General features: G+C 61.5%; 24 protein-coding genes. 20 read left to right on the forward strand and 4 right to left on the reverse strand.

From position 1 onward, the window contains the following. Positions 1-734 precede the first annotated feature (734 nt). Genes RFM40_RS19455 through RFM40_RS19470 form a run of 4 tightly spaced genes read right to left on the reverse strand, consistent with a single transcriptional unit; the run spans position 735 to position 3905 of the window. Positions 735-1418, reverse strand: coding sequence for a transporter substrate-binding domain-containing protein (locus RFM40_RS19455; RefSeq protein ID WP_320227923.1), 684 nt, complete (start codon positions 1416-1418; stop codon positions 735-737). Then, a complete protein-coding gene (gene hpaI / locus RFM40_RS19460) occupies positions 1405-2196 on the reverse strand; it encodes a 4-hydroxy-2-oxoheptanedioate aldolase (protein WP_320227922.1) in 792 nt (263 codons plus the stop codon). Before hpaI ends, RFM40_RS19455 begins: the two co-directional genes overlap by 14 nt. Positions 2197-2204: 8 nt before the next feature. Beyond that, on the reverse strand, positions 2205-2987 hold the full coding sequence (locus tag RFM40_RS19465; RefSeq protein WP_014766265.1) for a fumarylacetoacetate hydrolase family protein: 783 nt from the start codon (positions 2985-2987) through the stop codon (positions 2205-2207). Between the two features lie 24 nt (positions 2988-3011). Then, complete coding sequence (locus RFM40_RS19470; RefSeq protein WP_320227921.1) at positions 3012-3905, reverse strand: intradiol ring-cleavage dioxygenase; 894 nt, start codon at positions 3903-3905, stop codon at positions 3012-3014. Between the two features lie 251 nt (positions 3906-4156). Here RFM40_RS19470 and RFM40_RS19475 point away from each other — a divergent pair, with 251 nt between their 5' ends. From RFM40_RS19475 to RFM40_RS19570, 20 genes are all read left to right on the forward strand, one after another. Then, positions 4157-4894: a GntR family transcriptional regulator gene (locus RFM40_RS19475; protein ID WP_320227920.1), complete on the forward strand. Its 738-nt coding sequence runs from the start codon at positions 4157-4159 to the stop codon at positions 4892-4894. Further along, on the forward strand, positions 4894-5712 hold the full coding sequence (locus tag RFM40_RS19480; protein WP_320227919.1) for a sugar phosphate isomerase/epimerase family protein: 819 nt from the start codon (positions 4894-4896) through the stop codon (positions 5710-5712). The genes RFM40_RS19475 and RFM40_RS19480 overlap by 1 nt, the downstream gene beginning before the upstream one ends. A gap of 46 nt (positions 5713-5758) precedes the next feature. Beyond that, on the forward strand, positions 5759-6427 hold the full coding sequence (locus tag RFM40_RS19485; RefSeq protein ID WP_127860453.1) for an amino acid ABC transporter permease: 669 nt from the start codon (positions 5759-5761) through the stop codon (positions 6425-6427). Between the two features lie 9 nt (positions 6428-6436). Next, positions 6437-7087: an amino acid ABC transporter permease gene (locus RFM40_RS19490; RefSeq protein ID WP_320227918.1), complete on the forward strand. Its 651-nt coding sequence runs from the start codon at positions 6437-6439 to the stop codon at positions 7085-7087. A 42-nt stretch (positions 7088-7129) separates the two neighbouring features. Then, entirely contained in the window at positions 7130-7954 is an 825-nt protein-coding gene (locus tag RFM40_RS19495; protein ID WP_320227917.1) for a transporter substrate-binding domain-containing protein, read from the forward strand. A 7-nt stretch (positions 7955-7961) separates the two neighbouring features. Continuing rightward, the gene (locus RFM40_RS19500; protein ID WP_320227916.1) at positions 7962-8735 is read left to right on the forward strand and encodes an amino acid ABC transporter ATP-binding protein; all 774 of its coding nucleotides are present in this window, start codon (positions 7962-7964) and stop codon (positions 8733-8735) included. A gap of 18 nt (positions 8736-8753) precedes the next feature. After that, positions 8754-9614, forward strand: a complete 861-nt coding sequence (locus RFM40_RS19505) for a shikimate dehydrogenase (protein ID WP_320227915.1) — start codon at positions 8754-8756, stop codon at positions 9612-9614. Positions 9615-9628: 14 nt separating this feature from the next. Next, positions 9629-9997, forward strand: coding sequence for a 5-carboxymethyl-2-hydroxymuconate Delta-isomerase (locus RFM40_RS19510; RefSeq protein ID WP_126092641.1), 369 nt, complete (start codon positions 9629-9631; stop codon positions 9995-9997). A gap of 33 nt (positions 9998-10030) precedes the next feature. Then, positions 10031-10480, forward strand: a complete 450-nt coding sequence (gene aroQ / locus RFM40_RS19515; protein ID WP_320217295.1) for a type II 3-dehydroquinate dehydratase — start codon at positions 10031-10033, stop codon at positions 10478-10480. A 7-nt stretch (positions 10481-10487) separates the two neighbouring features. Then, the gene (locus tag RFM40_RS19520) at positions 10488-11525 is read left to right on the forward strand and encodes a Gfo/Idh/MocA family protein (RefSeq protein WP_320227914.1); all 1038 of its coding nucleotides are present in this window, start codon (positions 10488-10490) and stop codon (positions 11523-11525) included. Positions 11526-11742: 217 nt separating this feature from the next. Next, positions 11743-12012 carry an acylphosphatase gene (locus RFM40_RS19525; RefSeq protein WP_320227913.1) on the forward strand — a complete coding sequence of 90 codons (270 nt, stop codon included), beginning with the start codon at positions 11743-11745 and terminating at the stop codon, positions 12010-12012. A 158-nt stretch (positions 12013-12170) separates the two neighbouring features. After that, entirely contained in the window at positions 12171-12821 is a 651-nt protein-coding gene (locus RFM40_RS19530) for an aromatic ring-hydroxylating oxygenase subunit alpha (protein WP_320278029.1), read from the forward strand. Next, positions 12818-13663 (forward strand): aromatic ring-hydroxylating dioxygenase subunit alpha, encoded by an 846-nt coding sequence (locus RFM40_RS19535; RefSeq protein ID WP_320275782.1) that lies wholly within the window; start codon positions 12818-12820, stop codon positions 13661-13663. The genes RFM40_RS19530 and RFM40_RS19535 overlap by 4 nt, the downstream gene beginning before the upstream one ends. Then, positions 13660-14313 (forward strand): glutathione S-transferase family protein, encoded by a 654-nt coding sequence (locus RFM40_RS19540; RefSeq protein ID WP_320227910.1) that lies wholly within the window; start codon positions 13660-13662, stop codon positions 14311-14313. Before RFM40_RS19535 ends, RFM40_RS19540 begins: the two co-directional genes overlap by 4 nt. A gap of 1 nt (position 14314) precedes the next feature. Continuing rightward, on the forward strand, positions 14315-15694 hold the full coding sequence (locus RFM40_RS19545; protein ID WP_320227909.1) for an amidohydrolase: 1380 nt from the start codon (positions 14315-14317) through the stop codon (positions 15692-15694). A gap of 33 nt (positions 15695-15727) precedes the next feature. Beyond that, positions 15728-16822, forward strand: coding sequence for a BMP family ABC transporter substrate-binding protein (locus RFM40_RS19550; protein ID WP_320228003.1), 1095 nt, complete (start codon positions 15728-15730; stop codon positions 16820-16822). A gap of 3 nt (positions 16823-16825) precedes the next feature. After that, a complete protein-coding gene (locus RFM40_RS19555) occupies positions 16826-18349 on the forward strand; it encodes an ABC transporter ATP-binding protein (RefSeq protein WP_320227908.1) in 1524 nt (507 codons plus the stop codon). Next, positions 18346-19446, forward strand: coding sequence for an ABC transporter permease (locus RFM40_RS19560; protein WP_320278030.1), 1101 nt, complete (start codon positions 18346-18348; stop codon positions 19444-19446). The genes RFM40_RS19555 and RFM40_RS19560 overlap by 4 nt, the downstream gene beginning before the upstream one ends. Continuing rightward, positions 19443-20354, forward strand: coding sequence for an ABC transporter permease (locus RFM40_RS19565; protein ID WP_320278031.1), 912 nt, complete (start codon positions 19443-19445; stop codon positions 20352-20354). Before RFM40_RS19560 ends, RFM40_RS19565 begins: the two co-directional genes overlap by 4 nt. Before the next feature lie 450 nt (positions 20355-20804). Next, on the forward strand, positions 20805-21887 hold the full coding sequence (locus RFM40_RS19570) for a site-2 protease family protein (RefSeq protein ID WP_320278032.1): 1083 nt from the start codon (positions 20805-20807) through the stop codon (positions 21885-21887). Positions 21888-22077 lie beyond the last annotated feature (190 nt).

Here is a 22077-nt window from a genome sequence, read left to right on the forward strand (position 1 = left end):
AAATCAATAATTTAAACAGGAATTTTGGTGGGCCCGGAGGGTCATTGTTTTCGACAGGAAATCAATACGTTAGCGGCTGGTTCGCCAACCCGTTTCCCTCGTATTCTCTCGTATGGTCTGGCGAACCTGCGGACGAGGAAGAGGACTAGTTTTCCGTGCGAGCGGATTCTCTATCCAGCCCACACAAAGGGTCGACGAACACGTGTTGGCGGCTGATTTGGGGCCGCGACAGGACTGGCGGCTTTCGGCATCTCGAAACCGGTTACGGATGATCGGTGAGATGAAGGCCTCACAGCGATACCGGGCGGACCCACGACTTAAGAGGGATGATATTCGCGTCGGGTTCCCGCCGCCTGATGATGCTCATCCAGTTGGTCGCGATGGCGCTCGCAGTTTACCTGGCGGTCATGGTGGGGGAGGAGCGCCGATCTGGGCCATTCTCGCGGTGGCGGCGGGGTGTGGCAGACGCGCGGGCACATCCACGCGGTCGTCAGGACGCCGAATGGCAACGAGGCAAGGACTTGCTGCACCACGAAGCACACGCCCATGATCCGGAGCACGGCCACCGCCAACCGTTCGGAATAAGAGTTGCTCGACATCGTACCCAAAGGCTCAGCGAAACATGAACTTCCGAGTCGGAACGCTTGAGAGGGAAGAGGATTCCAATTGACTATTCGGGGGTTAACCTGTCGCGTCCCCTCGACCCGGCTCCCTCGCATGTTCCGCCAACTGCTTCAATTGCTCGGCTTACCCGCACTGCAATGCTGCTGGATGAAGTCCGACAGGAAGGTTGAAGCGTGAACGCACCTCCGATGCACAGCGATCGCCTGAGGCACTTTCGAGAATGTCCCCTCAACAACGCGGAAACCTGGATTCTCTTCGCAGAAACGTGACAGGGACTCGGTCAAGCCCGCAGTCGCATCGCACTGGGAGGATATAAGCATGTCCAGGGCGGAGGCGGGATTTTCGGTATGGAGGAGGATTGCATTTCTAACCTGTCGCTCAAGCTGCTTTGTATACGCAGCGGTTTTGGCGGCGGCAATGCGCACCCCTTCGACGTCGACATGCCCCACGCTGCCTAGCGGGCTACTGTCTGACACCAGAAAGCTGGCGGTCACCGTGGTATAGGGGGGCGAGAAAGAGAACCTGTCGGCACGTGACGGATCGGGAGCAATGAATGCAACGTCCCACTCGTTGCCTTCGGCAGCCGCAAGAATGTCAGCGGCCGATCCGTATCGAACCAGCGACAAACAGCAGTCGAGTTCTGCCGCAAGTGCGATCGCGATCTGCGCACTCGGCCCTGTTAGAACGCCTGTCACTGGATCGAGTTGGACAAGTGCGGCATTCGACATGTTGACCGCCGCTCTGATGACTCCCGTCGGTGCGATTTCAGTGAGGAGTTCATCACGTTCCGGCATCGCGGTACGCTCCTTGCGATGCAAATCGTGCCGCGAGTGCTTCCGATCCCCTCGCCAGAACAGCGACATCGACACCAACGGCAGTAAATAGTGTTCCCAGTGAGATGCACCGTGCCGCGAACTTCTCATCCGGGGTAAGAATGCCCGCAGGCTTGCCCAACGCTTTCAGGCGTTCAATCGCGTCGACAATTGCATCGACCACCTCCGGGTGGTTCGGTTGGCCCCTGTGTCCGAAACTCGCTGCAAGGTCTGCCGGTCCTACGAATACGCCATCCACTCCCTCTGCCGAGACAATCGACTCGAGGTTGCCAAGCGCTTCCCGCGTCTCAACTTGCAGCAACAGGCAAATTTCCCGTTCCGCATTTTGCGCATAGTGCGCAACTCGGCCGAAACGAGTGGCGCGCGTCAGGGCAGAAACACCACGAATTCCATCCGGAGGATATCGCACGGCCGCGACTGCGGCTTTCGCCTCTTCCGCGTTCTGAACGTAGGGAATGAGCAGTGTCTGAACGCCAATATCCAGAAAGCGTTTGATGAGAACGGGGTCGTTGATGGCCGGGCGGACGACTGGGGAAACGTCGTATGGTGCGACCGCTTGCAATTGTGGCAGGACGGTCAGAACGTCACCCGGAGAATGTTCCGTGTCGAACAGGAGCCAATCGAAACCTGAAGGCGCGACGATTTCCGCGGCGTAGTTTCCCGGCAGGCCACACCACAGGCCGATCTGACTTTGACCAGCAAGGAGCTTCCGCTTGAACCGATTGACAGGATGTTCCATCTAGCACCTCACACGAACGACACGCCGATGGAGCCAACAGGGCCATAGTCGGCCTGGATGACATCACCTTTCGCGATATCGACAGGACGCGTGAAGGAGCCGGCCAGAACTATTTGGCCCTTCTTCAGGCCACCGCCCACAGCATGAAGTTTGTTGACCAGCCACGCGATGCCGGCTGCCGGATGTCCCATGATCGCCGCCGACACGCCCGATTCCTCGATGATGCCGTTCTTGGAAAGAGTCGCTCCGACCCAACGGATATCGATGTCCATCGGGCGAATTATACGGCCGCCAACGACGAGGGCGCCGAAAGCAGCGTTGTCCGCAATGGTATCCGTGATCGCTCGAGGGACTTCGGTCCGGTAGTCGATAATCTCGAGCGCCGGGACAACGAACTCGGTCGCACGCATGACGTCATAGATCCTGGTGCCGGGCCCGACGAGATCCTCACCCATAACAAAGGCCAGCTCGACCTCAAGGCGCGGCTTGATAAACAAGTCAGCCCTGATCTGCGCTCCGTCGTTGTAAAGCGCATCGTCAAGAATGCAGCCGTAGTCCGGCTCCGTCATCTTCGAAGCCATCTGCATGGCGCGTGACGTCAGGCCAATCTTATGCCCGACGATCCGTGCGCCCTTGGCTACCCTCGCCTCCGCCCACAAAGCCTGAATTCGGTAGGCGTCCTCGAGCTCGAGGTTCGGGTAGGTCTCGCTAGGCTGTATGATCGGCTTGCGCTCGATTTCAGCTTTGAGCAGCGCGTCTGCCGCGGCCTGGCGTTCTTCTTCGGTGATCATATCGTTTGCTCTGCTGATCGTGATTTATTTGATCGGGGGACGCGGCAAAACGGCTTCGCCGGGTTCCATGACATAGGTGTAGTCGAGCGAGAACCATGGACCAGGAATATCCGTTTCGGCCGGATGGGGCTCCTCATGGCGACTGAAGTCGCCGGTCAGGGCTGCCGTGACACCGAACTGAACATCGGAGTCGATGTTCGGGTCGCTGGGGTCGAAGACCTGGGAAATCAGCGTCTTGTATCCGTGCTTGAAGATCAGGGCGTGCAGGTGCGCTGGTCGGTACGGATGGCGTCCCTGAGCTTTGAGCAGGCGTCCGACCACGCCATCGACCGGTATGGGATACCCGACCATCTTGACGGTCCTGAACCAGAACCGACCTTGCTCGTCGGTCATGAATTTGCCGCGCAAGTTCATCTCGGCCTGGTCCGGGTCCTGGTTTTCGTAAAGACCGACGGGAGATGCATGCCACACATCCACTTCGGCGCCGGCAATTGGCTTACCGTCGCGGTCAACGACCCTGGCATGCACGAACAAGGGAGTGCCCGGCGTCTCGGATCGGATAATCGTACCGCCATTTTCGACTCGCGGAGAGTTGAGGCGCCAGAATGGGCCCAACAGCGACTGGGAGGTCTCAGTCTGTCCCCTGTCGCCATTGTTCAGCAGGCAGACAAGTGAAGACACGCCAAGAGAACCGGCCATCAGCACAAACTCGTTGTGGTGATCAGTATGCAGTTGCCCGATCTCATTCAGCATGGCTGTCGCCTCCCGAAACTCGACCTCCGTCAGTCGAACCTCGCGCACGAAGGCATGAAGATGCGTGACCATCGCCACAAGGATTTCTCGCAGGCGGGGGTCTTCAGTGCGATTCATCACGGCGAGGACGGCTGGCGTCAGATCGCTTTCAGTTTTGATCACCATGTGGGGCTACCTCCCGATTTGCCCGAATATCCAAATAATCGATTATCTGTCAAGGCCGCCGCCGCGCACCATCGCGACACCAAGATGCCGAAGGATCGGGATGGAAACATCTAGCTGGTTGATTTAATTAGATTTTGTCGCAAGAAGCGAAATTATCGCTTGGCCTTTTTGCAAATTTCGGCGCGCCAAAGTTGACAGGAATAATCGTTTATAATACCGATCATCGACGATCAATTTCGGGAGCCTGGACAATGGTACCGCATGATGACGGCGCATCTGCTCCGCCGGCACAAGATGCTCCATCGTCTTCTGGCTTTCTCGATGACGGCAAAAACACGATTGGGAGCCAGCTTGCATCCCGTCTTCGTGAGGCGATCATCTCCGGCGAGCTTCAGGCCGGCAGCAAGATCAATCTCGACAAGGCGCGCAAGACGTTCAACGTGAGCCTCAGTCCGCTGCGTGAAGGGTTGGCGCGGCTGATATCGGACGGTCTAGTGGAGTTCGAGGACAACCGCGGCTACCGCGTTTCATCAATTTCCTTGGCCAATCTGGAAGAGATCACCACCCTGCGCGAAGAGCTCGAAGTCTTTGCGCTTCGCGAGTCCATGCGGCTCGGCGATGTGGAGTGGGAGGGCAACGTCATGCGCGCGCTGCATCGCCTTAACCGCACCGAGCGCGACGCGGCTCGGCCGGAGACACTGGAGCGCTGGGAAGAACTCCACCGCGAATTTCATCTGACACTCATCTCTGGCTGCGGGAAGCCGATCCTGCTCCATTTCTGCAGATTGCTTCTTAATCTCAACGACCGTTATCGCCGGGTGTTTCTGACCCGCACGTCGGGTGACCGCAACGTCAGCCAGGAGCATAGTGAGATCGCTCAGGGAGCCGTCGCGCGGGATCTGGACTATGCGTGCGATATGTTGCGTCAGCATATTCACCGCACGGGAACCAACCTGCGCAATCACCTTGCGACAAAGGGGACCTTGTGATGACCGTCGCGACGCCAAGGCGCCTTGAACTGGGCGTGGCGCACTTTTCATCGATCGGGCTGCCGCCCAAGGAATTCGCGGTGATAGCTGCTCGGGCGGGTTTTGCCTCGATAGGGCTTCGTCTTCACCCCGCCTTTCCCGGAGCCCCTTTCTACGAGTTGCCTGTGGGCAGCCACAGTGCCCAGGAGTTCAAGACAGTTGCCAATGGCGAAGGCATCAAGGTGTTCGATATCGAGTTCTTCGTGATCGACGAGAGCTTCGTTGCGGCCTCCCATGAGGCGACCGTGGCAGCCGCTGCGAACATAGGGGCGCGCCGGCTGAGTGTTTGCGGCGATGATCGAGACGGCGGCCGTCTTGCCACAAACCTTTCAGAGTTTTGCGCCGTCGCGGCGCGATATGGCATGTCAGTCGACATCGAAAACATGGGCTGGCGGACGGTAAGGACCTTTCGCGACAGCGTAGCGGTCTTGAATGCCTGTGGAGCAGAGAATGCCGGTGCCCTCGTTGACGGGATTCACTTCTTCCGAAACGGAGCCTCGATCGACGAGCTTCGCGCAAATGCTGGGAAGGTAAAACACATCCAGCTTTGCGACGCCCGCGGTCCTGCGCCCAAAACATCGGACGCAATGATCGCCGAGGCGAGAAGCGGCAGGTTCGCTCCAGGAGAAGGCGAACTGCCATTGGAGGACCTCTGTGCGGCAACTGAATACGGCGCTGCTATCTCGGTCGAAGTGCCACTCGTCGGGTCGGTCGACCCGGAGGCACATCTAAAACATCTGCATGCCAGCGCACTGGGAATTTTGAAACCGGATCATTGATCCGGCGCCGACGCGGCCTAGGCCGGTCAGGAGGAGGAAGTCTTAAATGCGGTATACGTTCGATTTCGGTGCGGTCCTCGACCGCGCCCCGGAATTGCTATGGGGTTCGCTTGGAACGGTTGGCCTTGCGTTAGCTGGGATGCTCCTCGCACTCGTCATCGGGCTCCTGGGCGTCGTTGCAAGGAGTTCCAAGAGCGAGATCACGCGGGCTGCCGTGATCGTGTTCGTCGAGGTTGTACGTAATACGCCATTCCTGGTGCAGATCTTCTTCATATATTTTGCCCTTCCTCTCATGGGCATCCGCCTCAATCCGACCGTCACGGCCATCATTGCCCTCGGCATCAATGGTGGGGCCTACGCAATCGAGATCATCCGAGGCGGGATCGAGAGCGTGTCGCGCGGCCAGATCGAGGCAGGTTTCGCACTTGGTCTTCACAAGGCGGACGTCTTCCGGCTCATCGTGCTCAAGCCGGCGCTGCGGGCGATTTATCCCTCGCTCACAAGCCAGTTCATCATGCTGACACTGACAACGTCTGTCTGCACGTCGATCGCCGCCTACGAGCTGACCTCGGCCGCTCAGCGCATTGAGTCTGACACCTTCCGCAGCTTCGAAGTCTATTTCACGGTGACCGCTATCTACCTGGTCATCTCAAGCCTGATGATGGGCCTCTTTGCCCTCATTTCTCGCCACTACTTCAACTACCCGACGCGATAGGAAGCAGCCATGGGTCCCATCGGCGAAGATCAATTTTTCTTTTTGATGCAGGGTTTGAAATGGACCGTGCTGCTTGCGATCGTGGGCTTCATCGGTGGGGGGACATTCGGAATCCTGATCGCGCTCCTGCGCACCTCGAAGAACAAGGTCGCCCGGACGATCACCGCAGGGTATATCGGCGTCTTCCAGGGCACGCCCCTTCTGATGCAGCTCTTCGTTGTCTATTACGGCGTTGCGCTGTTGGGCATCGACGTTAACGCGTGGATCGCGGTCGCAGTCGCCTTCACGCTCCATGCCAGCGCCTTCCTGGGCGAGATCTGGCGCGGCTCCATCGAGGCTGTGCCGAAGGGCCAGACGGAAGCCGCCAACGCCCTCGGCCTGCATTATGTCTCGCGGATGAAAGACGTCATTCTGCCGCAGGCCCTGAAAATTTCGATGCCGGCCACGATCGGCTTCCTTGTCCAGCTCACCAAGGGCACGTCGCTGGCAGCAATCGTCGGCTTCATTGAACTGACTCGCGCCGGTCAGATCATTTCAAACCAGACCTATCGTCCGCTGCTCGTCTTCGGGATTGTCGGCGCAATCTACTTCATCATTTGCTGGCCGCTCTCCCATGCGGGAAGTCGCCTTGAAAAACGGATGGCGAAAGCTGCCCGCTAACCGCTTCGCTCGAAGCAAAACTCTCTGAGGAGGAGAATAAGCATGCATAACAGTCGTAGGATTTTTCTCGGACTTGCACTGGCAACTATTGCCTTCGCAACCGTTGGCACTGCCGCCGCCTCTGCGGCAACTGTAGAGGAAATCAAGGCAAAGGGCACGCTCGTGGTCGGCATCCAGGGCGACAATGCGCCATGGGGGTTCGTCAACACAAGCGGCCTGCAGGACGGCTTCGACGCTGACGTCGCCAACCTTTTTGCCAAGGAATTAGGCGTGAAGGTTCAATTCCAGCCGCTCGCCGTTGCCAACCGAATTCCGGCGCTTACCACCGGCAAAGTCGACATCCTGTTCGCAACGATGGCGATGACGGAAGAACGCGCGAAAGCAATTCAATACAGCAAGCCTTACGCCGCCAACACGATTTCGCTTTATGCTGCCAAGTCCGACACGGTTACGAAGCCTGAAGACGTTGCCGGATGGGAGATCGGCGTTCCGAAATCCAGTTCGCAGGACAAGGCAGTAACGAACGCCGTCGGATCCACCGCAACGGTTCGCCGCTTTGATGACGACGCCGCAACCATCCAGGCTCTGGTCTCCGGACAGGTAAAGGCGGTTGGCGGCAACCAGTTCTATGGTCAGCGTCTGGATGCGGCGAGTGCCGGCACGTACGAGCGCAAGATTAACTTTTTGACGACCTACAACGGCGTCGGTACCCGTCTCGGCGAGAAGGACTGGAACGAAGCCGTCAACGCCTTCATCGACAAGATCAAGGCCAATGGTGAGCTTGCCGCCATCACGAAGAAGTGGATGGCGATCGATCTGCCGCAGTTCCCGGAATCCATTCCGAACATCCCGTTCACCGTGAAGTAAAGCCCAAATGGAGGGTTCCGTGCTCAATTCCGCAAAAGATCAATCGACGCTGATTTCCCTTGAGGACGTGCAGAAGTGGTACGGCACTTTCCATGCCTTGAAATCCATCAGTTTGTCGGTCCGCAAAGGTGAAAAAATCGTCCTCTGCGGGCCGTCAGGCTCCGGGAAATCAACGTTAATCCGCTGCATCAATGCCCTCGAGACGATCGAGGAAGGCAAGATCGTCGTCGAGGGTCACGTACTGGACGGAAGCACCAAATCCATCGACGCTGTACGTCGCGAAGTGGGAATGGTCTTCCAGAGCTTCAATCTCTTCCCCCACATAACCGTACTTCAGAACTGTACCCTCGCCCCAATGCGTGTTCGAGGCGTAAGCCACGCTGACGCACAGCGACTGGCTCGAAAATATCTCGAGCGCGTTCGAATCCTTGACCAGGCGGACAAATATCCCGCGCAGCTATCGGGCGGACAACAACAACGCGTCGCCATCGCCCGCGCGCTCTGCATGGAGCCGAAGGTCATGCTCTTCGACGAACCGACCTCTGCCCTCGATCCCGAAATGGTGAAAGAGGTGCTCGACACCATGATCGGGCTCGCCCGTGACGGCATGACGATGATCTGTGTCACGCACGAAATGGGGTTTGCCCGTCAGGTCGCTGACCGCGTCATCTTCATGGACTCCGGAGAAATCGTCGAAGAGGCCGAACCGGAGGTCTTCTTCAAGTCTCCCGAGCATCAGCGCACGAAAACCTTCCTCGGTGAAATCCTGGCCCATCACTGACTTTCGAAAGCGATGCCAATGCACGACAAGAAATTCCTCGTGGGACTGATCGGTGCCGACATTCAAATGTCAAAGTCCCCGGCCCTCCACGAAATGGAGGGGCGACGCCAGGGCCTCGATTACCGTTACGAGCTTCTCGACTTCGCCGAGCGCGGCCTTCCCGCCTCCGCGCTGCCGGACCTCCTAGACGAGGAAGAGCAGCGCGGTTTTGCCGGCAGCAACATTACACATCCGTGCAAGCAGACAGTGACCGCCCACCTCAATCGCCTTTCCGAGGATGCAAAGATGCTCGGTGCGGTCAACACCGTGGTCTTCCGCAACGGCGAGAGGATCGGCCACAACACGGATTGGTACGGTTTCTACGAGAATTTCCAGCGCGGCCTTCCGGACGTCGCGAAGTCACATGCCGTCCTGCTTGGCGCCGGCGGCGCCGGTGTCGCCGTGGCGCATGCCGCCATCAAGCTCGGATTTGACAGATTATCGATCTTTGACCAGGAATCAAAACGGGCAGAAACCTTGGCCCAGCAGTTGAACGATCGGTTCTCGTGGGATTGCGCGCGTGCCACGACAAATGTCGGCAGCGCCCTGCGCTCCGCGGACGGCCTTATCCACGCGACGCCGACGGGTATGAAGAGCCATCCTGGTTTGCCGATCGATGCGGAATGGCTTCTGCCACGGCATTGGGTGGCCGACATTGTCTATATGCCACTCGTCACAGAGCTCCTTGCTCTCGCCGAAGGAAAAGGCTGCCGGACCCTTCGGGGCGGCGGCATGACCGTCTACCAGGCAGCAGCGGCTTTCGAATTGTTCACCGGGATAGCACCGGACGCAGAGCGCATGTCCCTTCACTTTACGGACCTATGCCGCCTGTCGGCTTGATGGGGATATCCCAAATGCCGCATATCATCATCGATTATAGCCGGGGCGCAGGCGAGCATGTAGCCATGGACCGACTGACGCTGACCGTGCATCGCTGCGTTCGCGATGGCGGCCTTGTGAAACCTTCCGCCGTGCGCACGCTTGCGCGGGAGGCGACATACTCCTGCGTGGGCGATGAGCATGTCGATCATCATTTCATCCAAATCATCGTGCGGATGGCACCGGGTCGTACTGCAGAGACCAAGCAGAAGCTTCTCACTGCCGTTCTCGAGGCCGCGCGGACGATCGCCGCGCCTGCTCTCGAAGCTGGAAAGCTCGGCTTGCGCGCAGATCTCTACGAGTCGGACCCTGATTTTGCTGTTCAAGCAATCGCGTTCGTCTGACCAGAACAGAGTGCTCAAGAAGGACACTATGCTATGAGCCTGATCTACGTTCTCAATGGACCAAACCTCAATCTGCTTGGCAAACGCCAGCCGCATATCTACGGGCATGAAACGCTCGCAGACGTAGAGGCAGACTGCCGCAAGCTAGCAGCCGAACTTGGCCATGAAATCCGCTTTCATCAGAGCAACCGGGAATACGAGATCATCGATTGGATTCATGAGGCGCGCGAGGACGGTGCGGGCATCGTCATCAATCCGGCAGCCTTCACCCATACCTCACTCGCCATCCTCGACGCTCTGAACACATTTGAGGGGCCTGTGATCGAGATTCACATATCCAATGTGCACAAGCGCGAAAGCTTCCGACACCATTCGTTCGTTTCGCACCGCGCGGATGGTGTGATCTGCGGCCTTGGAACGGAAGGATACCAGCTTGCCATCCGACGCGCGGCGACTATGAGCAAGGCGGCGGGCAAGGGCTGAGGTGACCATGACCCAACGGGTTAAGCTGGCCGTTGTTGGGGCCGGCCTCATCGGTAAGCGCCATATTCAGCACGTCCTGGCCGAGCCCTCGGCGCAACTCAGCGCCGTGGTCGATCCCACGCCGGCTGGCGAGACCATTGCCAAGGAAGCCGGCGTGAAGTGGTTTCCAAGCTTCGCGGAAATGATTGCCGCAGACCGACCTGATGGGATCATCGTGGCTACGCCCAACCCGGCTCACGTTCAGAACGGGTTGGAAGCCGTTGAAGCCGGCATTCCTGCACTCATCGAGAAGCCTATCGCCGACGACATTATATCCGGCGAAAAGCTGATCGCAGCGGCTGAGGCAAAAGGTGTTCCTCTTTTGACCGGTCATCACCGCCGACACAATCCGGTGATGCAGAAGGCAACGGAAATCATCGAAAGCGGAAAGCTCGGCCGCGTTCTTGTTGTCAATGCGATGTTCTGGCTATTCAAACCCGACGACTACTTCGACATCTCGTGGCGTCGTGAGCGCGGTGCGGGGCCGGTTTTCCTCAATCTCATCCACGATGTCGATAATCTGCGCTACCTTTTCGGCGATGTGGCTGCGGTTCAGGCACGCGAGTCCAACGCGGTGCGCGGCAACGCAGTTGAGGAAACAGCTGTGATCCTGATTGAGTTCAAGAACGGAGTGTTGGGAACTGCGACAGTCTCGGACGCGGTGGTCGCACCGTGGAGCTGGGAGATGACAACCGGAGAGAATCCGGCTTACCCCAAAACCGAGCAATCCTGTTACTTGATCGGAGGAACGCACGGGTCGCTGGCTGTTCCGTCGCTCGAGGTCTGGCGCAATCCTGGTAAACGGAGTTGGTGGGAACCCTTTGACCAAACGCGTATCGAGGTTGACGACGAGGACCCGCTCGTTCTGCAGATCAGGCAATTCTGCAAGGTGATCCGCGGAGACGAACCGCCGCTTGTCAGCGGGCGTGAGGGGCTCAAAACCTTGAGGGTAGTCGATGCGGTAAAACGCTCGGCGGCAACGGGAGAACGTATCGAGTTGAACTGACGCCTGAGTAATGTGACCGCCTGCTCGTCCTTCGCGTCTCCTTGCATCCGATGCGATGAGAACGCCGCCTCAACACCGACGTTAGGCATCGCGCTTCTGGCGGAGGAAATCGTCGCCGCCGCTCTGTCTTCGCCGCATGGCGCTTGGTCAGGTGCTTCAGCGGTTGAGCACAATGCAGATAGATAGATAGATATCTGTTTCATTGCCGAGGTTTTCTATGAGCGAGCAAAATCGATATTCCTGGCGGGAGCGCATGACGATCCTCGGCGATGTCGAGGCGGCGTCCTTCCTTCCGTGGATCGAGCGTCATGCCGCCAAGCTCGGGCTCGCGCAGGCAATATGCGTTGCCGGTCCCGACCGCATCGAACTCGACATTGCCGGTCCGGCCGAGCTCATCGACATGATGGAGATGGGGTGCTCTCTTGGACCAATCGATGTCTGGGTCGAGGCCATCCGCCGGGCGCCGATCGAGAGCGAATCGGGCTAGTTTCCGGCCTGCGCCCTCTGCCTGCCAAGGTGCCGTGCACCTTTTTTGGGCATTATTGCCAGTGAGGAAATGTTGTGCAAACGTAACCGGCCTATTAGCATATCCTTGACCGCGAAGCTGCGCTCGGGAAGATGCTGGTGTTGTTTGAAAGTTGATGTATGCCGCCTTATCCGACCGGCGCATGGATGCCTGTTGCCCTCTCCGCGGACTTGCCGGCGGGAACCGTGATGCCGGCGCAATCCCCAGTCGGACCGATTGCCCTTTGGCGAAGCCGCTCCGGCCGTGCGGTGGCCTTCGCCGATAGATGCCCTCATCGCGGCATGCGGCTTTCCCATGGCTTCGTGCGCGGTGAGGCCCTCTCCTGCATCTATCACGGCTGGAGCTATGCCCAGGCGGGAAACTGCCTGCGCATTCCGGCCCATCCGGGGCTGGCGCCGCCGGAGACAATTCGCGTCGCGACCCAGGCCGTCGAGGACAGCGGCGGAATCATATGGATTTCCGTCGGCGAAGCCGCTGCCCCGCCGCCGCGGCTCGACGGCCTTGCCCCGCTGCGCTCCATGATGGTGGAGGCGGACGTCGCGGCGCTGGAGGCGGCCGCGGGCGCGAAGGCCAACGACGGCCTGCTCGACCATACCCACAATGGCCGGACGCTGCGGCTGCTGCTTGCCTCCGAAGGGGAAGCGCGGACGCTCATGCATGTTCTGGTGGGCGAGGATGCCAATCCGACCGAGCGGATCGCCGCGTCGCGGGCCGCCGAAACGCTGCGGCGGGCGGCCGAGGGCATTCGGCGCAGCAGGGCCGTCCAATGACCCGCAATGCGATGATCGACGAATGGTATCCGGTCGGCCTCGCCAGCCAGCTCGATGCGCAGGGGCGCAAGACGGCCCTCATGGGCGAACCGATCGAGGTGCGGCTCGGCGACGACGGAAACGCCAAGGTCACGGGCGGCAACGGACGCGCCCTGCCGGTCTGCGTGCGCTATGGCCATGTCTGGGCGTCGCCCGGTGATCCGCAGAAGGCGCTGTTTGCGATCCCCGAAGCCGATCAGCCCGGCCGCCGGCTTGTCGATGTCGGGGTGGTGCGCGTGCGCTGCTCGCCGTTGCGCGCGGTGGAGAACTTCCTGGACATTGCGCATTTTCCGTTCGTCCATACCGACATATTGGGGGCCGAACCGCATACGGAGGTCCAGAACTACAAGGTCGAGATCCGCGAGGACGAGGACGAGGTTTGGGCGACCCAGGTGAGGTTCTACCAGCCGCAGGCCGCCAAGTCCGCGGAAGGCGGCATAACCACGGAATACATGTATCGCGTGCCTGCGCCGACCTGCTCGATCCTCTACAAGACCTGTCCGCCGCGCCCGGGCGAATGGGACGTCATCACGCTTTTCGTGCAGCCTCTTGCCGAAGACCTGTGCGACGTGTGGCCATGGATGGCGCTGTTCGACGACGAGACGCCCATGACAGACCTGATCCATTTCCAGCAGACGATCTTCGTCCAGGACCGGTCGATCCTTGAAAACCAGATTCCGGGGCTGCTGCCGCTCGATCCCGGCATGGAGATTCCCACGCGAGCCGACCTGACGTCGGTTGCCTACCGGCGCTGGCTGAAACGCCATGGCTACACCTACGGCGCGCAACTGGTGGCGCAATGAAGCTCTACGACTACGTGCTGTCGCCGAGCTGCTACAAGGCGCGCCTGATGGCTGCGCTGGCCGGGGTGAAGCTCGACATCCGGCCGGTCGACTTCCATCCCGGTGCCGAGCATCGCGGTCCCGAACTTATGGCGCTTAACCCGGCGGGTTCGATCCCGATCCTGGAGGATGGCGACCTCGTCCTGACCGAATCCTCGGCCATGCTGGTCTACCTCGCCGCGAAGGCGGCACCGCAATGGCTGGGCAACGATACGGCCGGAGAGGCGGCGCGCGTCCAGCAATGGCTTTCCTTCTCGCATCGGCTGACCGCCAGCCTGGGGGCGGCGCGCCTGCATGAGATGCTGCTGCGTCCGGGCAATATCGATGTCCTTCAGGGACAGGGGACAACGGCCCTGCGGGAGCTGGAAGCCGGCCTCGTCGAACAGCATATCCGCGGCCAGCGCTTCCTCGCGTCGGACCGGCCGAGTGTCGCCGACATCGCCTGCTTTCCCTATGTGGCGCTGGCGCCGCACGGCGGCGTCTCGCTCGATCCCTATCCCGTGATCCGGCTGTGGTCGCGCGCGATCCGCGGTCTCGACGGCTTCATCGAGATGCCCGGCATCCACCGGCTGCACGAGCTCAGACCCGAGCCCGTCCCAGGCGAGGCCTGACGTGGCGGGCTATCTGTTGAAGAACTGCGCTGCGGTCATCGTGGACGATGGCAACGGTCCGCGCGTCCGTCGCAATGTCGATATGTTGACCGACGGCCCGGCGATACGGGCCATCGGCGAAGGCCTCGACAAGGAGGATCTGCCTGTCGGGACCGTCGCGCAGGATGCCGCCGGCTGGTTCGTCTATCCCGGCCTCGTCAACACCCATCACCACTTCTTTCAGTGCTTCGTGCGCAACCGCGCCGATCTGGACTGGACGAAGCTGTCGGTCATCGAATGGCTCGACCGCATCTATCCCATCTTCTCGCGGCTGACCGAGGAGTGCTTCTACCACGCATCGGTCACGGCCATGGCGGAGTTGATAAAGCACGGCTGCACGACGGCGTTCGACCATCAGTACTGCTTTCCGCGGCATGCCGGCAAAAGACTGATCGACCGGCAGTTCGAGGCGGCCGAACTGCTCGGCATGCGCTTCCATGCCGGACGTGGCGGCAACACGCTGCCGAAATCGGAAGGCTCGACCATCCCCGACGCCATGCTGGAAACGACGGGCGAGTTCATCGCCGACTGCGCCCGGCTGATCGACGCCTACCATGATGCCGGTCGCTTCAGCATGCGCCAGGTCGTCGTCGCGCCCTGCCAGCCGGTCAACTGCTATCGCGAGACATTCGTGGAATCGGTGGCGCTGGCGCGCGACCGCAAGGTGCGCATGCATACCCATGTCGGCGAGGGCGAAAGCCCGGTCATGCAGACCCGCCATGGCCTGCGCACGGTGGACTATTGCGCGGAGATAGGCTTCTGCGGGTCGGATGCCTTCTATGCCCATTGCTGGGAGCTGACCCACGACGAGCTGCGCAAGATGGTCGCCAGCGGCACCGGCATCGCGCACTGCCCGGAGCCGGTCTATCTCGTCGGCGCCGAAATCGCCGACATACCGGCGATGTCGGCCCTCGGGCTCATTGTGGGCTTGGGTTGCGACGGCGCCGCCTCGAACGACAATTCCAACCTGATGCACTGCATCCATTCCGCTTACATGCTGCAATGCCTGTCGGCGTCGACACGTGACCATCCGGTTCCGCCGCCGGCCGATTTCCTCGGCTACGCGACAACCGGGGGCGCGGTGCTGCTCGGGCGCGGCGACATCGGCAGGCTGTCGCCCGGCATGGCCGCCGACCTGTTCGCCATCGACACGCGGCGCATGGACTATGTCGGCACGCGGCACGATCCGCTGAGCCTGCTGGCCAAGGTGGGCATCGGCACGCCGACCGACATGACGATGATCAACGGCCGCATCGTCTGGGCCAAGGGAGAATTCCCGGGGCTCGACGAGGCCAGGCTGTTCGCGCAAGCCGAGGCGGCGCTCGCGACCGTGGAATTCTAGAAGCCAAAACCAAAAGCAAGGGGAATCGACATGCTGACAAATCTTACCCGCAGAACATTGATGAAGGGCGCTGCCGCTACCGGGCTCGTCGCCGCGGTGGGTAGCCGCGCGCTTGCCGCCGACGAACCGCTGGGCATCGTGCTTGTGGTCCCCTCGCCGGTCGGCGACGTCGGCTGGGGCCGTGCGCTGGCCGACGGGCTCGAGCCGGTCAAGGCCGCCTATGGCGACAAGGTGAAGGTCACCATCATCGAGAACATTCAGGAAGGCCCCGACGCCGACCGCATCATGAACAAGGCGGTCGCCGACGGGAACAAGTTCCTGATCGCCGGTTCCTTCGGCTACCAGAACGGCGCCCTGCAGATCGCGCGCCGCAATCCCGACGTCACCGTGCTGCACGCTTCCGGTTTCCAGGTGGCGCCGAACTTTTCGCCCTTTGCTGCCCAATACTCCCAGGGCACCTACCTGATGGGCATGGCGGCGGCCGCGCTTTCGAAGACCGGCAAGCTCGGCTCGGTCTCCGCCTTCGCCATTCCCGAGCTGATCACCTCCATCAACGCTTTCACGCTGGGGGCGCAGGCGGTGAAGCCCGATGTCGAGGTTTCGGTCGTATGGGTGAACTCCTGGTTCGATCCGGCCAAGGAGCAGGAAGCCGCCAAGGCGCTGCTGGCGCAGAAATGCGACGTCATCTTCTCCAACGCGCAGGACACGCCTTCCGTCGTTGCGGCCTGCGAGGAGGCCGGCATCCCCGCCTTCAACCTCAACTCGTCGATGAAGAAATACGCGCCCAAGACCTATCTCGGCTGCGTGGCGACTGATTGGTCGCCCTTCTTCAAAGCCTCGGTCGACACCCACCTTGCCGGTACCTTCAAGGGCGCCAACGCCTTCTTGGGTGTCGGCGACAAGGTCGTCGAAGTCGTCGACTGGAACCCGGGCATCCCGGCCGACATCATGACCAAGATCAAGGAGGTTGAAGCCAAGATCGCCGAGGGCAGCTTCTCGCCCTTTGCCGGTCCGATCGCCAAGGCCGACGGCAGCGAAGCCGTTCCCGCCGGCAAGACAATGACCGAGGCCGAGATCGTCGCCATGGACTGGCACGTCAAGGGTGTCACCACGCCGCTGCCCAAGTAATCCATGACCGCCCCGCTTCTGTCGCTGCGCGGCATCTCCAAGAGCTACGGCCAGATCCATGCCAATCGGGACATCGATCTGGACGTGGCTCCGCGCTCGATCCACGCGATCCTTGGAGAGAACGGGGCGGGCAAATCGACGCTGATGAAGCTGATCTACGGCGTCGAGCAGCCAGACGCCGGAACGGCGAGCTGGAAAGGAGAGCCCCTCGCGCTCGCGTCCCCGGCGGATGCGAGACGCAAGGGGATCGGCATGGTCTTCCAGCATTTCTCGTTGTTCGAGACGCTGACGGTGGTGGAGAACATCCGGCTGGTCGTGCCCGGGAAAAAATCGGATCTTGCGCAAGGCATCCGTAAGCTCGGCCGCGACTTCGGCCTGGAGGTCGATCCACTTGCCCACGTGCACGCGCTCTCGGTCGGAGAGCGGCAGCGGGTGGAAATCATCCGCTGCCTGATGACCCGACCGCAGCTCCTGATCCTCGACGAACCGACCTCCGTCCTGCCGCCGCAATCGGTGGACAAGCTTTTCGAGACGTTGCGGCGGCTGCGCGACGGCGGCGTGTCCATTCTGTTCATCTCGCACAAGCTGGAGGAGATCCGCGCGGTCTGCGACCGCGCGACCATCCTGCGCGGCGGGCGCATCATGGGCCATGTGGATCCCCGCGACCACGACGCGCACGACCTCGCCCGCATGATGATCGGCCGCGACATGCCGCAGCCCATGCCGGCGCTTGCGCATTCCGCCGGGGAAAAGCGCCTTGAAATCGTCGGCCTCGACCATCGGCCGGACGATCCCTTCGCCGCGACGCTTTCCGACATCAGCCTGACGGTCCGGGCGGGCGAGATCCTCGGTATCGCGGGCATATCGGGCAACGGGCAGAGCGAACTCGCGGCGCTGATCTCGGGCGAGACGGTGCTGCCGCGCGACAAGTCAGAGCGTATCTTCATGATGGGAAGGGACGTCGGCGCGCTCGATGCGGCGGCCCGCCGCCGGCTGGGCTTTGCCTTCGTTCCAGAGGAGCGGCTGGGCCGCGGCGCGGTGCCGGAAATGTCGCTCGTCCTCAACAGCCTTCTGACCGCCCATCCCTCCGGCCTCTTGAAGCGCGGCCTCGTCGACACGGCCCGCGCAAAGGCTTTCGCCGACGACTGCATCCGGCAATACGACGTGCGCACGCCGGGTTCCGAAACGGAGGCCGGGGCGCTTTCGGGAGGCAATCTGCAGAAGTTCATCGTAGGCCGCGAGATCATGCTGTCCCCGAAATTGCTGTTCGTGGCCCAGCCCACCTGGGGCGTGGACATCGGCGCCGCATCTGCCATCCGCCGGCGCCTTGTCGCGCTGCGCAACGAAGGCATGGCCATCCTGGTCATCTCGGAGGAACTGGAGGAACTGTTCGAGCTCTGCGATTCGATCCAGGTGATTCATCAGGGCCGGCTGAGCCCGCCGCTAGTCACGCGCGACACCAGACCCGAGGAGATCGGCCGCTACATGATCGGCGCGCATTCGACGGCCGAAAAGGTCCCCGCATGAGCGCTCTGTCCCGGCCGTTCCTTCCCGTTCTGGTTCGCCGGGAACACGCCTCGCTTGCAATCAAGCTGGTCGCCCCGCCCGCCGCGCTCGGTCTGGCTACGCTGCTCAATCTCGGGCTCTATCTCCTGATGGGCCGCGATCCGGTCGCCGTTTTCCACGCGATGCTTCTGGAACCCTTCCTGTCCTGGGCATCCTTCTCGGAGGTCCTGCTGAAGATGGGGCCGCTGCTGCTGATCGCGCAGGGGCTTGCGATCGGCTTTCGCGCAAAGGTCTTCAACATCGGCGCCGAGGGCCAGTTCATCCTCGGCGCGATCTTCGCATCGGCCATTCCCATTTGTGTCCCGCAGGCGACGGGCCAGTGGATCTGGCCCGCCATGCTCGTCCTCGGCGCACTGGGCGGCGCGCTTTGGGCCTCGCTCACCGCGTTCTGGCGCGTGCGGCTCAACGCAAACGAGATTCTCGTTTCGCTCATGCTGGCGCTCGTTGCCGCGCAGGTACTCAACTATCTGCTTCTCGGTCCCTGGAAGGACCCGGCCGGCTTCAACTTCCCGCAGTCGGTGATGTTCCAGTACGACGCGATGGTGCCGATCCTGATCCCCGGCACCCGCGTCAACGTCTCGCTGCTTATCGCCTTCGCGTTCTCCCTCTCGGCCTGGGTCTTCATGCAGAGGAGTTTCGCCGGCTACAAGCTGCAGGTCGGCGGCCTCGCGCCGCGCGCGGCCGGCTACGCCGGCTTCAACGAAGGACGCGCGATCTGGCTTTCCCTCCTCATCGGCGGCTTCGCGGCAGGCCTCGCCGGGGCGGCCGAGGTGGCCGGGCCGCTCGGCCAGCTGCAGCGCTCCATCTCGACCGGCTACGGCTACGCGGCAATCATCGTGGCCTATCTCGGTGGCCTTCACCCGATAGGCATCGTTTTTTCCGCGCTGCTCATGGCGGCACTCTATATCGGTGGCGACAACGCCATGGTCTCGGCAAACCTGCCAGTCGCCGCGGTCCGGGTTTTCCAGGGCAGCCTGCTGCTCGCCTATCTCGTCGCCATCGCCTTCGTCCGCTACCGGCTCGAATGGCGCCATGCCGCTCACGGAAGCGCTCCATGAATGCCCTCGAGTTCATCGTCGCCGGAATGCTGGCGGCGGCCACGCCGTTCCTTTTGGCGGCGCTGGGCGAAATGGTGGCCGAGCGGGCCGGCGTCCTCAATCTCGGCGTGGAGGGACTGATGGCCCTGGGGGCGGTCATCGCCTTCATCATCGTCTATCACGGCGGCGGTCACCTCCTGGGTTTCGTCGCCGCGGGCCTCGCCAGCACGGCTCTTTCCCTTGTCTTTGCCGTCATCGCGCTGGGGTTCCGCGCCAACCAGGTCGCGGTGGGTCTCGCCATCGGCATACTCGGCCAGGGCCTCTCGGCACTGTTCGGCAAGAACTATGAGAGCCTCACGGTCAAAGGCCTACCGAAGCTTTCATTGCCCTGGCTTTCAGATATCCCGGTCATCGGCGGCCTGTTCGTCGAGGACGTCGTCGTGTGGCTCTCGCTTGCTGCGACCGTCGCCATCTGGGCGATATTCGCCTACACCAAGACCGGCCTTGTCGTGCGCGCCGTCGGCGAGAATCCCAAGGCGGCCCGTGCGCTCGGCTATCCGGTAATCGCCGTGCGTTTCGCCGCGGTCGCTTTCGGCGGCGCGTTGGCGGGTTTCGCCGGTGCCTACGCGGCCGTGGTCTACACTCCGCTCTGGGCCGATGGCATGATCGCCGGGCGCGGCTGGATCGCGATCGCGCTCGTGGTCTTCGGCACTTGGCTTACCAGCCGTATCTTCCTCGGTGCTTGCCTCTTCGGCGCCGTGTCCCTCGCAAGCCTCGCGGCCCAGACAACTGGGCTCGACGTTTCCTCGCAACTTCTATCGAGCCTACCTTATCTCGTGACAATCGTCGTGCTGGGCATCATTTCTTCGAACCGGCGTCTGCTCAAGCTCAACGGCGTGGCTTCGCTGGGGGAGCCTTTCGAACAATAGTGTCGCTCGCCGCCCGGGCGCGCAATAACCCGACATCTGAGCGCAGATCGCACCGATCCTGGGGCATGAAACTGCAGAGTATCAGGCGCTCACCAAGATCATTTGAAACTCGTCCGTTCATGAGCTCGAACCTCTTGTCGAACTGCAGAGGGGGCGGATTGCCCGAGACGTGGAGCCGCGCGGGAAGTCCCGGATGTCCCAAGGTGGCGTCAGCTACTGGCGAACGACAGCGGTGATGTCATCGGCAGATATGAGGCGCATTGCTGACTGGCAGTTTGGGCTCAGAAGCGGTTCAACAGGCCACGAGGAATATCCGAAAATCCGACGAAATCCCTTGCATTGACAGCCCGAAGCCAAGCGCTCGAACGAATTACGAGGCACTTGACGCGACTGCAAACGGGGGCATGCTCGGCGGGCGCGGCCTGCTTCCCGACCCGACGGAGTCACATCATGCAGTGGTCCTACCCGATCCTCCGTGTCGGCGATACCGAGATCCGCATCCACCTGACCTTCCTGCTGCTGCTCGCCTGGATCGGTATCGCCTATTTCCAGGAGGGTGGAACGTCGGCTGCGATCGAGGGCGTCGGCTTCATCGCCGCCGTGTTCGCCTGCGTGGTATTGCATGAACTCGGCCATGCCGCCGCCGCTAGTCGCTACGGCATCCGAACTCCAAAGATCACGCTCTTGCCGATCGGCGGCGTCGCGGAGCTGGAGCGCCTGCCCGAGAAGCCGTCGGAAGAGATCGTCGTGGCGCTCGCCGGGCCGCTGGTCAATGTCGTCATTGCCTCTTTCCTCGTCGTCGCGCTCGGGGCCACCGTCGGTATCAACGCGCTGACGTCGATGGATAATCCGCATGTCGCGTTCGTGGCTCGCCTCGCCGCCGTCAACATTTGGCTGGTTCTGTTCAACCTCATTCCGGCCTTTCCCATGGACGGCGGGCGCGTGCTGCGCGCCTTGCTCACCATGCGCTACAACCGCGTGCGCGCGACGCAGATTGCAGGGACCGTTGGTCAGTTCGCCGCCTTCGCCTTCGGCTTCATCGGTCTCGTCGCCGGCAACGTGCTGCTCATATTCGTTGCGATCTTCGTCTACCTCGCCGCCACTGCCGAAACGCAGGCGATGGGGCTTGAGGCAGCGGCGCGTGCGGTTAACGTCCGCGACGTCATGATCACCCGGTTCGAAAGCCTGCCGGCGACCGCGACCCTCGACGAGGCGGCACAGGCCCTGTTGCGCACGACGCAACACGAGTTCCCGATCGTCGACGGTGGCGGCAAGCTGCGCGGCGTGCTGACGCGTGAGGGGCTTGTCGCCGGCCTGCAGCAGCGCGGCGGTCAGACTCCTGTGATCGAGGCAATGGCTGCAAATATCCCGGTGGTGCGCGACGATGAGAAGCTCATCAAGGCGCTCGAACCCCTGAAGAAGGGAGCTGCACCTGCCGTCGGCGTGGTCGATGCCGGTGGCCGTTTGGTCGGCTATGTCATCATCGAAAACATCGGCGAACTCATGCTGCTGCGCAGTGCCGTCGCGAGCTGACAGATTTCGGTCGGGCCGCGGCCCATGGATATACGGCTAACGTGAAATTGAACGTCTGCCGGCTTTCACGGAAGCCGTCGGTCAGCTATCAGAGCGCGTTTAGCGGATAGCGGCCGTTCGGGTTTCGTGAAGAGTTTCGGGCGCCGGCAGGCGTACGAAAGTCCCCGAGGAAGGAACCCGCGGGCCACAG

The sequence above is a fragment of the Mesorhizobium captivum genome (genome assembly GCF_033977165.1).
GTDB classification, from domain to species: Bacteria; Pseudomonadota; Alphaproteobacteria; order Rhizobiales; family Rhizobiaceae; genus Mesorhizobium; species Mesorhizobium captivum.